The organism is Hymenobacter amundsenii, from assembly GCF_002204745.1.
Taxonomy (GTDB): domain Bacteria; phylum Bacteroidota; class Bacteroidia; order Cytophagales; family Hymenobacteraceae; genus Hymenobacter; species Hymenobacter amundsenii.
The window spans coordinates 109457-122667 of record NZ_NIRR01000003.1 but is presented as its reverse complement, the minus strand read 5'-3'; the positions used below and the strand labels follow the sequence as shown (position 1 = coordinate 122667).

General features: G+C 60.6%; 12 protein-coding genes. 1 reads left to right on the top strand and 11 read right to left on the bottom strand.

Going from position 1 to position 13211, the window contains the following annotated elements; genetic code table 11:
• Positions 1–21: 21 nt before the first annotated feature.
• The 5 genes from CDA63_RS03675 to CDA63_RS03655 all read right to left on the bottom strand — a co-directional run bounded on the left by CDA63_RS03675 (position 22) and on the right by CDA63_RS03655 (position 6814).
• Positions 22–480 (bottom strand): MarR family winged helix-turn-helix transcriptional regulator, encoded by a 459-nt coding sequence (locus CDA63_RS03675; protein WP_088463088.1) that lies wholly within the window; start codon positions 478–480, stop codon positions 22–24.
• Positions 481–650: 170 nt separating this feature from the next.
• Positions 651–950 carry a rhodanese-like domain-containing protein gene (locus CDA63_RS03670; protein WP_088463087.1) on the bottom strand — a complete coding sequence of 100 codons (300 nt, stop codon included), beginning with the start codon at positions 948–950 and terminating at the stop codon, positions 651–653.
• Between the two features lie 102 nt (positions 951–1052).
• Positions 1053–2912, bottom strand: coding sequence for a T9SS type A sorting domain-containing protein (locus CDA63_RS03665; RefSeq protein ID WP_165768179.1), 1860 nt, complete (start codon positions 2910–2912; stop codon positions 1053–1055).
• 151 nt (positions 2913–3063) lie between these two features.
• On the bottom strand, positions 3064–3849 hold the full coding sequence (locus tag CDA63_RS03660; protein WP_088463085.1) for a PASTA domain-containing protein: 786 nt from the start codon (positions 3847–3849) through the stop codon (positions 3064–3066).
• 190 nt (positions 3850–4039) lie between these two features.
• Positions 4040–6814 carry a D-alanine--D-alanine ligase family protein gene (locus CDA63_RS03655; RefSeq protein WP_088463084.1) on the bottom strand — a complete coding sequence of 925 codons (2775 nt, stop codon included), beginning with the start codon at positions 6812–6814 and terminating at the stop codon, positions 4040–4042.
• Positions 6815–6986: 172 nt separating this feature from the next.
• On the opposite strand from CDA63_RS03655, the gene CDA63_RS03650 reads away from it, so the two are divergent.
• Positions 6987–8174, top strand: coding sequence for a phosphoglycerate kinase (locus tag CDA63_RS03650; protein WP_088463083.1), 1188 nt, complete (start codon positions 6987–6989; stop codon positions 8172–8174).
• 91 nt (positions 8175–8265) lie between these two features.
• Here CDA63_RS03650 and CDA63_RS03645 read toward each other — a convergent pair whose 3' ends face one another.
• The 6 genes from CDA63_RS03645 to CDA63_RS03620 form a co-directional block, all read right to left on the bottom strand.
• Positions 8266–8913 (bottom strand): hypothetical protein, encoded by a 648-nt coding sequence (locus CDA63_RS03645; RefSeq protein WP_088463082.1) that lies wholly within the window; start codon positions 8911–8913, stop codon positions 8266–8268.
• Positions 8914–8933: 20 nt separating this feature from the next.
• A complete protein-coding gene (locus CDA63_RS03640) occupies positions 8934–9590 on the bottom strand; it encodes a hypothetical protein (RefSeq protein ID WP_088463081.1) in 657 nt (218 codons plus the stop codon).
• 159 nt (positions 9591–9749) lie between these two features.
• On the bottom strand, positions 9750–10988 hold the full coding sequence (locus CDA63_RS03635) for a site-2 protease family protein (protein WP_126546716.1): 1239 nt from the start codon (positions 10986–10988) through the stop codon (positions 9750–9752).
• On the bottom strand, positions 10972–11610 hold the full coding sequence (locus CDA63_RS03630; RefSeq protein WP_088463080.1) for an HAD family hydrolase: 639 nt from the start codon (positions 11608–11610) through the stop codon (positions 10972–10974). Before CDA63_RS03630 ends, CDA63_RS03635 begins: the two co-directional genes overlap by 17 nt.
• Before the next feature lie 163 nt (positions 11611–11773).
• The gene (locus CDA63_RS03625) at positions 11774–12052 is read right to left on the bottom strand and encodes a hypothetical protein (protein WP_088463079.1); all 279 of its coding nucleotides are present in this window, start codon (positions 12050–12052) and stop codon (positions 11774–11776) included.
• A 480-nt stretch (positions 12053–12532) separates the two neighbouring features.
• Positions 12533–12736, bottom strand: coding sequence for a hypothetical protein (locus CDA63_RS03620; protein WP_088463078.1), 204 nt, complete (start codon positions 12734–12736; stop codon positions 12533–12535).
• Positions 12737–13211: the final 475 nt, after the last annotated feature.

Here is a 13211-nt window from a genome sequence, read left to right as displayed (position 1 = left end):
GAGGGGAAAGTAAAAAACGACTCATCGGAGCCGAATAAGTAATTGGTTGAGTTGGCCCCGCAAGGCCTCGAATTCGGTTTCCGGCATTTCGAGCCGCGCAAACAGCTGCTCGGGAATCCGGCAGGCCGGCTGCCACAGGGCCGCCCCAGCCGGCAACAGCTCAATGATAACCGACCGTTCGTCGCGCGGGTCGCGGCGGCGGCTGAGCCACTGTTTCTGCTCCATGCGCTTGAGCAGGGGGGTAAGCGTACCCGAATCGAGGAGCAGATTTTCGCCCAATTCCTTCACCGTTAGCTGCTGGTGTTCCCATAGGAGCAGCAACACTAAGTACTGCGGGTACGTGAGGCCTAACTCCTGCAACAGCGGCTGGTAAGCCTTGGTCAGGAGCCGCGAAACGGCATAGAGCGGGAAGCACAGCTGGTTTTCCAGCTTGAGCAACGGATTCTGGTCGGCGGAAGAAGTGGCGAGTGAGTCAGACATTGTTATCAGTTAAACGGAGATGAGAAGTGTAATGTTTAATTGTGGGCAACTAAATTGATAGAAATGGAACAAGCTACTAGCTACCGTGCCGATTGATGCAAGCTTAGTAGGAATAAAAAAAGGTTGCCACACAATAAGTGCAGCAACCTTTTTTTAAGAAAATTGGCAGTTTAGACCTGCTGATAACCCTGGATTCCGCCAATGAGGTTGCGGACCTGGGTAAAGCCCTGCTGCTGCAAAAACGCTTTGGCTGAGGCCGAACGGCTGCCGCCCTTGCAATGCACGACTACTTCGGTGTCGCGCAGGTCTTCTAAGTCGTCGAGCTTGCCGGGCAGCTCGCCCAGCGGAATATTGCGGCTGCCCTCAATGCGGCTCTCCTCATTTTCCCACGTTTCGCGCACGTCGATAATGACGGGTGCGGTCCCCTGGGCTAGGCGGTCTTTGAGTTCGGTAGCAGTTATGTCAGTCATAGTAAAAGAAAGGTGGAGCAGAGCGAAAAGGAAGGTGGTGGATGCGTATCCGGAGTACAAGAATAATAAAAACCCCGGCAACAGTACTGCTTTGCCACTCCGCTATTGGCTTCCCAGCGCCAGCCGTTGGGTCAGGCTCCGGCCATCTGGTAGCACGAGGCGCACGAAATAGAGCCCGGCCGGCAGCGCGGGCAGGTGCAGTTTGGGCTGGCCGGCTTCGGCGGTGGGCTGCTCCCACAGTACCCGGCCCAGGGCATCGAGCAAAGTAGCCTGCCGGTAGGGGCCGGGTACCTGCACCCGGCCATCGGGGCTGGGGTTAGGGTAGAGGCGGTAGCGGGTGGCGAGGTCGGACGGGGCGGCGGCGGCCGTGATGACGCTGCCCAGCACCGGCCGCAGCATCAGGGCCCCGGCGGGGCTGTAGTTGGTGGCCGGGTTAAAGGGCTGCCAGGCTCCCTGAGCAAAAAAGAGCAGGGCCCCGGCCGGGGAGGCATTATTGAGGTCCAGTCCGAACTCCACGAATTGCGGAGTGGGCGCCTGCCCGTAGCCGGCATAAAACCGCCCATCTACGGGCACGGCCTGGTCGAAGGCTACCTCCACAAACGACTGTCCGGCGGGTAAGCTTGTGGGCACCGTGAAGCTCTTGCTGGCCTTGGGCTGGGCGGTGGGCTTCCCGGTGCCGTCATCGTCCCAGATATTGACGGTAATCAGGCGGCTGGCGGCCGTGCTTAGCACCGGATACAGCCGGATGGCCCGCACTTGGTCGGGACGGTTGAGCTCGAAGCGCAACGCGTAGTAGCTGGACGGGCCCGTGGAGGCCGGGGCCAGGCTCAGCGAGGCTTCGGCCGTGCCATCGTCGTAAGCATAGTAGTCGCTCAGCTCGGTGAGGCGGCTGATGGTGTCGTTGGCCAGCGTGAGCGGGTTGGTTTCATTGGTGATGAGCACCAGGCGCTGGCGCAGCTGCTTGGTGGCCGGCGTGGCGGGCACCGGAGCCAGGGCCGGGTTGCCCACCACCGGGTACTGGCGGGCCCGGGCATCAAGCGAAGCGCCGCCGCTCAGAAAGCGGGTACTCGGCCCAGCGGGCAGCACATCGAGAAAGCCGGCCCAGGTGATGGGGGTGGGAGCGGGGCCGGCATCGAGGTTGTTGGCCGTAGTGGCGGTGCGGGTGGCCAGTTCCTGGGCCGGGTTCACGTTGAACTGGCCTACCGGCATAGCCGCGTAGCGCCGCAGGGCGCTGGGCAGGGCCCGGCTGGTGGCAATGTCGCGGAAGGTGGAGTCGGTGGCCGAGCGGTTGCGGTCGAGGCGCACGTAATCCACGCTCCAGGCGTCGCGGGCGTTGTAGAGGTAACCGCTCACGCGAATGCGGAACTGAAAGCCGGCGTGGAAGAAGGCCGCTTGGTTCACTGGTAGCGCCTTAAAGCGGAAGTTCGTCGTATCGGCCGGACTCGGTAGCTGCCACACCTGCTGCCATAAACCGTTACGGTCGCGGAACTCCACGTAAAGCGCAATGGGGCGGGTGCCGCTGGCCTCGGGCCGCCCGCGCACGGTGCCGGCCTGCCAGAAAAAGCTCAGAAACACGTTGTCGGCCACCGTCAGCGCGCTTAAATCAATGGGCTGCGACGTGAGCGAATCAGCATCGCCAATCCGCGAAATAGCTCCCCGGGGCTGGCCCAGCTCATCGAGGCCGTCGAGGGTGGCTACGTTGCGCGTGATAGGCCGGCGCGGAAACCGGTTGTTGATCAGCGCCCCACCCCGGGGCAACCAGCGTTGCACGGCCGGTTGGCCTTCGGACTGACGCGAAAAATCATCGAAAAAAGGCAGCACCAGCGCCGTCGTCCGGTTCTGGGCCGGGGCGGCTTCAGCCGCGTGGGCCGGCTCCGAGCCCAAGGGCCGCACCACCTGCGCTTGGCTCAGAAGTGGCGTGAGCAGTAAAAGCGGCAATAAATAACGTAAGCAACGGGTCATGGGCAGGGATAGAAGTAGCGCGAAAGTCAGGTTTCGCGTATCGGGGAACGTCATCGTGTTGGCAGCGGTCAGCGGCTCACAAACGTAAGCGAGGTTCGTTGGTGTACAACGAACCTCGCGGTATTTTGATTCTGTGAACCCGCCCGGCGGCTTAGTCCACTGCCTTGAGCGGGGCCGAGCCGGCCACCCACAAGTCTACGAGCTGGCCCATCCGGATGGTGGTGCCGGGGCCTGGCACGGGGCGTTGCTTGATAACGGTGCCGTCGGCCTCGCCGTTGGGGGCCGACTGGTAGAAGATTTCGCCCACCTGCAGGCCCTGGCCCACGAGTAGCGTGGTGGCCTCATCGGCGGGCATGTTCACGAGGTTAGGCACCGGGAACTCCTGGTTTCCCAGCCCGTCGCCTACCTCCAGATCTACGCGGGTGCCCTTGGTGATGGGCGCGCCGGCCGCTATTTCCTGGCCGTTCACCGACTGTTTCAGCACGGCGTCTTTCTGAATGTTGGGCACAAACTTGAGCTGGCCGACCACCAGATCGTAGCTTTTGAGAATCATCTGGGCATTTTTCACCGAGCCGTCAGTCAGCTTAGGCATTTTGATGACGGGCGGGTTTTTCATCGACACCGTCACGTAAATCTTGCGGCTCTCTTTCACCTGCTCGCCGGCTTGCGGCTCCTGCTGCATCACGGTGCCGGCCTTGATGCTGGCGTTGTAGGTGCTGTCATCGACCAGGTAATCGAGGTTGCGCTCATCGAGGTAGTCCTCCAGATCGGCCTGGTTCATACCGGTTACCTTGGGTACCACAATGGTTTCGCCGTGGTTGGTCGTGATGGGCAGGTACACGTAGAAAAACCCGAACACTACAGCCGCCGCCAGCACCGCAATCAGAATCAGGTGCTTGAGCAGGTCAGCCGGCGTATCGGAACGAAGAAAGGACATGAAGAGGGAGAAGCTAGGAATTGGAAGCTAGGAGCGGGGTAAAGTTAGAAGCTAAGGACTAGAAACTAGTTCCTCTCCTTGGAAAGGAGGGGCTAGGGGTGGTTGATGCACGTTGAACAACTATCATGGATGACGTTTCGGCGTCATCAACCAACCCTAACCCCTCCTTTCCAAGGAGGGGAACTAGTCTCTAGTTATTCGCCATCATCTGCTTTTCGGTGCGCTGCTTGCCAAACTCCAGAATCCGGTCGATGAAGTCGTAAGGCGTGTAGCCGGCCAGCGCCGTTTGGTGGAAGATGCAGGTGGCGGGCGTCATGCCGGGCAGCGAGTTCACCTCGATGATGAGCACCTCCACGGCCCCGTTGGGGCGCACCCGCACGAAGGCGTCGATACGGGCGTAACCCTGGATACCCAGGATTTCGGCCACCCGGCGCAACTCCTGCTTCACTTCCTCCGAAATGCGCTGCCGCTCGTGGGGCTCGGGGGCGTAGCGGGCAGGGGTGATGTTCTGGCCTTCGCCGGCCAGAAACTTCTCCTCAAGACTCAGTACCTCGCCCGTGGCCAAGGCCTCCGACGCCTCGAACACTTCAATCTGCAACTCCCCATTTTCGGCCCAGTGTGTGAGCAAACCGCCGGTTACTTCCAGGAAGTGGGCGGCCCCATCGCGGCTGATGAGCGTCTCGACCAAAAAGGCTTCCTTTTGCGGGAATTCCTCCTTGAAGCCCAGGCTGAGCGTAGTGGCGTCGGCGGGCAGCAAGTCTTCCTGGTCGCGGAAGATGAGGCGCGTGAAGGCCGCCAACTCCGCCCGGTTCTTGATTTTCTTCACCGCCGAAGAGCACCCGTCGTCGGCGGGCTTGGCAATGAAAGGGTAGGGGAACTGCGTTTCGAGGCCGCGGAAGAAGCTTTCGGCGTCGGCTGCCCACTCCAGGCGGCTGGCCATGCGGTGCTCGGCCACGCGCATCCCGGCTTCGCGCAGGCGCTTGTTGGTCTCGAACTTGTTGATGGTAACGCTGCTGCTGGCCACGCCCGAGCCGTTGTAGGGCAAGCCGAACTGCTCCAGCTGCTGCTGCAAAGCGCCGTCTTCGCCGGGGCGGCCGTGCAGGGCAATGAACACCTCATCGACCATGCCCGCCAGCTCCTCGAAACTCACCCGCCGCGGCTGGGCCGTAGGCTGGCCGGCGTAGGTACTCGTGATGACCTGGGCCTCGCGGCGAATATGCTCCAGCACCGGGTGGGTAGCGTGTCCGGCCTCGGCCTGCTCGATTTTCTCGCGGATATCGTCGGCGTTGTCCTTGAGCATCACATTGATGGGCAGTACGTAGAGCCGGAACTCCTGGCTGCTGCCGGTCAGGAACACCGGCACCGGCTCGTACTTGATGCTGGAGCTGAGCTTCTCGTAGATGTTGCGCCCGCTCTCTACCGAAATATGCCGCTCCGAAGAGTAGCCGCCCATAATTACGGCCACTTTGGTGCGCGCCTGCTCCTGCGACGCCCGGGCCGCCACGGCCGCATCGAGCCGCGCCAGTAGGGCCGCCAGCTTCACCGGCCGCAGCCCGCCGCGCCGCCGTGCCGCCAGCGAAGTGCGAATCAGGAACGTGAGGAACTGCGAGGGGTTGAGGCCGATTTCGGCTGCCTGATGAAAGAAAAACGAAGCCGGCAGCATGCCCGAGGTAGTGTTCGGGTCGTTGAGAAAAATGGTGCCGTCGGCCTGAATAAAGCCGTCGAGGCGGGCATACACCTGGAAGCCAAAGGTGTGGTACATCGTTGCGCAGGCCTCCCGAATGCGCTGGATATCGGCCTCGGGCAGGTCGATGGGCGTGATTTTGCGGGCCAGGCCGGGCAGGTATTTCGAGCGGTAGTCGAACATTTCCTCGCCCTTCACAATCTCGGTGGGCGGCAGGGCCAGCGGCTGGCCGTCGGTGTCCTCGACCACGATGCACGAGAACTCGCGGCCCTGCACGAAGCTCTCCACCAGCACCTGCGTTTCGCCCTCCACGCTCGTCAACTGCACGCGTGGCTGCGTGGCCAACTGCGTATTCAGGGCCGCCAACAACTCCTCGGGCCGGTACAGTATGTTTGAACTGTTAGCTGCTAGCTGTTGGCTGTTAGCTTCATTCAACGAAGAGCTATCAGCTAACAGCTCCGAGCTATCAGCTGAATCCAGTACCACCGGCAGGCCAATGCCCTCCCGGATATCGACCAATTGCTGGAGCCAGGTGATTTTTTGGGTGTCTGAGAGGCCCTGCCACTCAGCTTGCGTCACGGTTTTCCGGAACAGGCTGCGCTCGATGGCGGTGCTGAACTTCGCTACGTCGGCTTCGCGCAGGATGCTGATGCCGATGCTGCTGCCCTGGCGCGGGGCCTTGAACACCAGCGGCAAACCTAGCTCGCGCACCAGGTAATCGAGGGTGGCCTGCGGGTCGGCGGCGTCCCATTCCTCGGCCGTAATCAGGCGGAAATCGGGCGTGGGCTGGCCCAAGGCTTTGAGCAGCTTCTTCTGGGCGATTTTATCGATGCCAAAGGCCGAGGGCAGGATGCCGGAGCCCGAATACGGGATGCCGTACCACTCCAGCAGACCCTGAATAGCCCCGTCTTCGCCGCCCGGACCGTGCAGGGCCAGGAAGGCGAAGTCGATGAGCTTGGCTAGCTCCCGGGGTTCCACGCGCCGGCCCACTTCGGCAATAATGGCGTCCTGCTCGGCGGCACTCAGTTCGCCTAGGCTCTCGAAGTAGAGTTGCACCGGCACCTCGGTGCGCGGCAGCGCCGATACGGGCGGGTAGAAATCCCGGATGGTGCCCTTGTAAATGAACTCCCAGTTGAGCAGAATGAAGTTGCCGCTGCTATCGACAAACACCGGCACAGCCTCAAAGAGGGCCTTGTCGAGGTTGTCGTACACCGTGCGGCCACCCGCAAAACTGATTTCCCGCTCACGCGACGGGCCGCCGAAGAAGATGCCAATTTTCATATCAAAGGCAAAGGTAGGACTTTGGGGATTGCGGAGGGGAGGGGAAAAGCGAGAAGTGGAAGGACGAAACGAAAAGAGAATGACGTTCTTTTCTCTCCCGCATCTTCATCGCCCTCTCCCACCTTCCCCCAAAGCCCTATCTTCGCCCTTCCGCCAACCCTATTCTCATTCCATGCAAACCCTCGACCAGTATAACTTCGCCGGCAAGCGCGCCGTGGTGCGCGTTGATTTCAACGTGCCGCTCGATAAAAGCTTCGCCATCACCGACGACACCCGCATCCGGGCCGCCACGTCAACTATCGAGAAGATTTTAAAGGACGGCGGCTCCGTGGTGCTGCTTTCTCACCTGGGCCGGCCCAAGGGCGGCCCCGAAGACAAGTATTCCCTGCGCCACATCGTGAGCCGCCTGAGCCAGGAGTACGGCCAGCAGGTGCAGTTCGCCGATGACGCCCTGAAAGCTGAAGAACAGGCCAAAAACCTGCAGCCCGGCCAGGTGCTGCTGGTGGAGAACGTGCGCTTCTATGCCGAGGAAGAAAAAGGCGACCCCGAATTCGCGGCCAAGCTGGCCAAGCTCGGCGACGTGTACGTAAACGACGCCTTCGGCACCGCTCACCGCGCCCACGCCTCCACGGCCGTGATGGCCGACAGCTTCGCGCCCGCCGACCGCGTGGGCGGCTACCTGCTCCAGAGCGAGCTTGACAATGCTAAAAAGGTGCTGGAAAAGGCTGAGCGACCCTTTACTGCCATTATGGGCGGAGCCAAAATTTCCGACAAAATCCTCATCATCGAGAAGCTGCTCGACAAGGTCGACAACCTGCTCATCGGGGGCGGCATGGCCTACACGTTTGCCAAAGCCCAGGGCGGCAGCATCGGCAGCTCACTGCTCGAAGAAGACAAGATGCCGCTGGCCCTGGAGCTCATTGAGAAAGCCAAAGCCAAGGGCGTTAATCTGTTGCTGCCTACCGACAGCCTCATTGCCGATAAGTTTGCCAACGACGCCGACACCAAAGTAGCAGCCAACGACCAGATTCCCGACGGCTGGCTGGGTCTCGACCTCGGCCCGGAGTCCATCAAGGCCTTCACTGAGGTCGTGCGCAATTCCAAAACTATCCTCTGGAACGGCCCGATGGGCGTATTCGAAATGCCCACCTTCGCCCAGGGCACCACGGCCGTGGCCCAGGCTATTGCCGACGCCACCCGCGAGTCGGGTGCCTTCAGCCTCATCGGCGGCGGCGACTCGGCCGCGGCCGTCAACCAGCTCGGTTTTGCCGACCAGGTAAGCTACATCAGCACCGGCGGCGGCGCCCTGCTCGAGTACATGGAGGGCAAAGAGCTGCCCGGCGTAGCGGCGCTGGGGTAGTTTTTGGTAGAAGCGAGCCTTGCGAATGAGTACCCCGGAGCAGAGCTCCGGGGTACTCATTCGCAATTAACTCAAAACAACTTCTTATAGCTCAGTTGGCTGAAGGAGCCAAACCGTGCTCATTGCCCGGAACATGGTCAGAGCCGTAAAATCGGCCCAACAGGCGGGTTTTCAATTGGTGAAACTGCTCGTCGCTGAGAGCACCCAGGCTACGCAGCCATTCCAGGCGAGCTATTTGGGGCTCGGCGGGCAGCAGCGGATTTATATCGGCGTACTGCTGGCGTAAATACTGCGTCGTATGGTCACGGAGGGTGTCGGCAAAGGCATGCAGGGCCGGACGATTTCGGCGGCTGTCGAACAGGAAAATATTGCCCCGGCCAGTGGTTAAGATAAAATCGTGCCGCCACGACCGAAACGCAAAAGCCATAACGGTCAGCAGAATCCCACCCAAAATAAGAAGTAGCCACAGCGCCGACTCCCGCTGGTCGGGCTGCGTGACGACGGTATAAGCCGCCTTCAGGCAACCAAAGGCCACAAAAACGGCCGCAAGTGTAAGGCGAAAAGGGAAATTGTGCAGACGGCCTACGCCAATCGGCAGCAATTCTTCGTACGGAATTTCTATCTCCGTACGGTTGAAAAACCGTTTTTCATCCACCCCCAGCCCCGTAGCGCGCAACGCAAGCTGCGTGTAACCAATTGGCGGGTACTGCTGCCGGATTATGTAATTATCTGAATGCATGGGTTGTAGGATAGACGGGGTTAATTCAGATACGGCGTTTCCAAATCCATTCCCATAAGCTTTAATGGTTCCTGGGAAAGGCGGCCGGTGAGGCGGGTGCTGAGGATGCGCAGTTCGGGCTCAGTCAGCACGTCGAGGTTGTGGAGCCAGTGCAGGCGGTGCAGTTGCAGTTCGATGGGGCCCAAGGGGTTGACTTGGGCGTACTCCTCGCGCAGGTAGGCGTGGGCCCGCAGCCGTAGGGCGTGGGTGAAGGTTTCGAGGGCAGCCTGCTGGCCGGGCCGGTCGTGCAGGCTTAGGCGGATGCGGTTGGTGGCCAGCGTAGCGGTGCGGCCGAAGTAGCGCCGGGCCAGCAGCAGCCCGCCCAGCCCCAGCACGAAGCCCACCCCGGCCACCATCATTTCAGTCGAGACGGCTACGCCGGGCTCGTTGCTGGCCCAACGGCTCAGGGCCTGCACCCCGAACCAAATCAGCAGCCACAGCCAGGAAGGCGGCAGCCGCAACGGGCCGGGGCGCTGGTATTCGAGCTCGATGGGAAGTAGCTCCTCGTACGGAATTTCGGATTCCAGCCACGCCGTGCCGTTGCGGCGGCGCTGGCTCACGTAGAGGCCATGCTGCCGGAGCAGCAGCAGCGACGAACCCCGAAAAATATGTGCTTGAGAAAATTGTGGTGTGGTCATTTAGTACCGGATAACACGCATGCGGTTTGAATGGGCAGAAAGTAAAAAATGTGCTTTAAATGGATTGTCTTGCCAAAAATGACAGCCGGAGGTGGTGCCCGCTGTGCTAATTCATCTTTGTATCCGATGCGCATTTTCCCTATTCTCCACACGCTAAACTCACTGAATAATGATGGGTGAAGGAGCGAAACAGAGCGCAAAAATAAGCAGCATCAGCCAGCCCAGCACCTGGCGGCCCGGCGAGAGGGGCCGCTCGTCGGGGGCGGGCGGGTGGAAAATGCCGGTAGCGCGGGCCAGCAGCAGCCCAAACAACAGCCAGCCGGGGTTGCCCTCCAGCCCCACGAAAGCCGAGCTGAGCGCCACCTGCCCCAGCCACACGGCCGCCACCAGCAGCAAAGCCCGCCGGGCCGTGGGCACTGCCCGGCGCAGCACCGCCCAGAGGTACAAAGCGTAGGGCACCGCGCCGTAAAGCCAGGTATCGGTGTCCGAGCGAAGCGAGAACAGGCCCAGGCCGGCGTAGAAAATAAAGGCCACGAACAGTACCACCGACACCCGCGCCGCCCGGCGTGGTCCCAGCAGCCCGTACACAATGTGGCCGCCATCGAGCTGCCCAATAGGCAGCAGGTTGAGGGCCGTGAAAAACAACGAAAACACGCCCGCAACCAGCACCGGGTAGTGTAGCAGCTCGTAGGGATGGGGCAGCAGCGCCGGGTCGGCAAGTAGGGCCGCCAGCCCCTGAAACAGCAGCGGCTGCCCCACCATAAAGTCATGGGGAGCATGACCGGCCACATAGGCTCCAAATCCCGGATGAATTTGGTAGAGGTACTCCAAGGGCGGCAGGTGGGTGAAGCCATACACCAGCACGCCCACCGCCACCACGAAACCCGCCAGCGGTCCGGCCAGCCCCACATCGAAAAACTCCCGCCGCGAATAAATCTGGTCCTTGATGCGAATGACGGCCCCGAAGGTGCCGAAACCCAGCGGCAGCGGAATAAAGTAGGGCAGCGTGGCCCGGATGCGGTTATAGCGGGCCGTGAAATAGTGCCCAAACTCATGCACCGTGAGCACCGCCAAAAATGGCACCGCGTACCAGAGCCCTGGCTGTAGGGCCGCCCATGCCTGGGCCAGCGGCGGCTTCAGCAGCCCAAACGGCAACAGGTCATTCAAAAACTGGTTGTTCACGAGTGTTACGCCAGCCAGCGTGGTCGTGAGCAGCGTGAGCAGGAACAGCCCCAAGTGCAGGGCGTAGCGCACCGGCCGGGGCCAGGGCGGCCGCTCGTAGCGCCGGAATACCAGTTGGGCATCGGCCTCAGCTTCGGCGGCGGTGAACGTAGGCGGCCCGGCCGCGTCGGGCAAAGGCAGCGGCAGGGGGGATGGTTGGTCAGGCAGAGAAGGCACGAATAGCGGCGGGCAGGGCGTCCTGCAAGGTAAGGGGCGGAGTCAGAAACAGGGTGTGCAGCCCCAGCCGGCGGGCCGTTGCAATGTGCTGGGGACTGTCCTCGATAAACAACGTTTCTTCGGCCTTCCAGTTCATCTGGTCCAGCGCGTGCCGGAAAATTTCCTCGCCTGGCTTGCGCATTCCCACTTCCTGCGAATAAAATACCCGGTCGAGGCAGTCGGCAATGCCGTTCCGAAGGCCGTACTGCTGCTGCAGGCGGCGGTTGATTTCGGTGATGTGCAGGTGGTTGGTATTGGAAAGCAGGGCCGTCTGATAGCCCTGGGCCCGCAGTTCGGCAATAAGCGCCAGCCGCTCGGCCGGCACATCGAGCAACATGGCGTTCCAGGCCGCGTCGAGCTGCTCGTCGGTGGCTGTTAGCTGGTAGTGCTCCCGTAGTCCGGTCCGGAACTGGGTAGGCGTGAGCTGGCCGGTTTCCAGCTCGTCGAACAGCCCGGCCTGGGCCGCCTGGGTGAACTCAATTCCGCTCCCAAAGCGCCGCATGGCTTCCAGGGTGCGGTTGTAATCGATATTGATGATGACGCCGCCGAAATCGAACAGCAGGTGAGGAAGCTTGTGGGGCATAACGTGGAGAGAGGTGAGGGCTAGCCGCCCGCCGATAAAGCAAAACGGACAAACTAGGATCAGTTTCACCCCGATAAAAAATTGCAAATCCAGCCGTAAAAGTCGAAGTTTGCAGGGCTGAATCCAACCGCCTTGGCAGTTGATTTGGTAATGGGCCTATAGCTCAATCGGTTAGAGCAGCTGACTCATCAAGTAAGCGTTCTTTGATTTTATGAAGCAGTGTGTTGTTTGTGAACAACCGATAGCTGGTCAGAAGCAAAAGTATTGCAGCAATGCGTGCAAGCAAAAAGACCATTACCATCGGGTAAAAGCACAAACCAACACGTATCACTCCCAAACCATCCGGTCGTTGAAGCGCAAGCTTGAGCTGATAGAAATGTTTGGTGGTGGCTGCCGGACGTGCGGTTACAATAACAATGTCGCCGCACTGCATTTCCATCATTCCGACCCCAATATGAAAAGCATGAAGCTGGACATGCGGGTATTATCTAATCGGAGTTGGGAAGCAATTATGGTCGAAGCGGGAAAGTGCGAGCTACTATGCTCTAACTGCCACGCGGAGTCCCATAATCCAGAACTGACGCTTCATAATGTTCAGCGAATACTTAGCGGTGCCTCCCGGCAGGAAACTACGGGATGAGCAGGGGGTTAACTCAGGGAAACCTTCTCGGTGGGCAAATGGCCCCCGATGGCAATCCTGAGCCAAGCCGGGGAACGGTCATGATAGTACCCGGAAGGTGCAGAGACTAGGAGGTGAGCAGACCATGCAATACGCCTCCACCAACGCCCCCCACCTACGTTTGCCTCGGCAAATACGGTGATGAGATAGTCCAACTACTCCGGGAAACCGGAGGAAAGTGAATCAGCAGGTCACTGGTTCGATTCCAGTTGGGCCCACCAAAAAGCCGGCCTCAGTACCTAATCAGGTGTTGAGGCCGGCTTTTTCGTTGCTATTAAGCGTTGCCAGCGTCCGGCATACGTGGCGCGAATGGGCGCCGGAGTAACCGAAGACGTTGCCTGAGAAGTTGCTCAGCGGGTTGGTAGGCGCGGCGCTGTTGGCAGCCGGGCAGTTGATCTGGTTGAGAGTGCGGAAGTAGTCGTAGTTGCCCTTGTCGAGCGGCTGCATTTCCACTATTAGGCTGTCGCCGACGAGCAGCTAGGGGGGGCTTACAGTTAGCGCCACGTCGGGGTGGTAATAAGACAACAGGTGGCCACGTAATTGACGGCACGTTTGTCGAAGCGGGTGGCCACGACCCGACGGCGTTTCAGGCCGTTGATGGCGCGTTCCATGTGGTTGCGCTCTTCGTATGGTAGCGGTGGGCTTCGGGTAGCAGGCCGCCGAAGCGGTTTCCCTTGTCGGGAACCACGGCTACGGCCCCGGCTTGCTGGATTTGGGGCCGTATATAGCCCGCCCATAGGCCTCGTTGGCCAATACAGCTTGTCTGGGGCGTAACCGGCCCGGGGCGCTTTTCGCCCCTCTGGTTCTGCTCCCTATGTTTACCACTCGTTTCAACCCCGCCGCCGATAGTGTTAGACAGGTCCGCCGTATCATCCACCGCCGCAAAGGTCTCCGGCCCAAAGAGTGATAACGGATTCACGAT

Coding starts and splice junctions, on each gene's coding strand:
- CDA63_RS03675 (WP_088463088.1), bottom strand. CDS start 480: ATGTCTGACTCACTCGCCACTTCTTCCGCCGACCAGAATCCGTTGCTC.
- CDA63_RS03670 (WP_088463087.1), bottom strand. CDS start 950: ATGACTGACATAACTGCTACCGAACTCAAAGACCGCCTAGCCCAGGGG.
- CDA63_RS03665 (WP_165768179.1), bottom strand. CDS start 2,912: ATGACCCGTTGCTTACGTTATTTATTGCCGCTTTTACTGCTCACGCCA.
- CDA63_RS03660 (WP_088463085.1), bottom strand. CDS start 3,849: ATGTCCTTTCTTCGTTCCGATACGCCGGCTGACCTGCTCAAGCACCTG.
- CDA63_RS03655 (WP_088463084.1), bottom strand. CDS start 6,814: ATGAAAATTGGCATCTTCTTCGGCGGCCCGTCGCGTGAGCGGGAAATC.
- CDA63_RS03650 (WP_088463083.1), top strand. CDS start 6,987: ATGCAAACCCTCGACCAGTATAACTTCGCCGGCAAGCGCGCCGTGGTG.
- CDA63_RS03645 (WP_088463082.1), bottom strand. CDS start 8,913: ATGCATTCAGATAATTACATAATCCGGCAGCAGTACCCGCCAATTGGT.
- CDA63_RS03640 (WP_088463081.1), bottom strand. CDS start 9,590: ATGACCACACCACAATTTTCTCAAGCACATATTTTTCGGGGTTCGTCG.
- CDA63_RS03630 (WP_088463080.1), bottom strand. CDS start 11,610: ATGCCCCACAAGCTTCCTCACCTGCTGTTCGATTTCGGCGGCGTCATC.
- CDA63_RS03625 (WP_088463079.1), bottom strand. CDS start 12,052: ATGATGGAAATGCAGTGCGGCGACATTGTTATTGTAACCGCACGTCCG.
- CDA63_RS03620 (WP_088463078.1), bottom strand. CDS start 12,736: ATGCAGCCGCTCGACAAGGGCAACTACGACTACTTCCGCACTCTCAAC.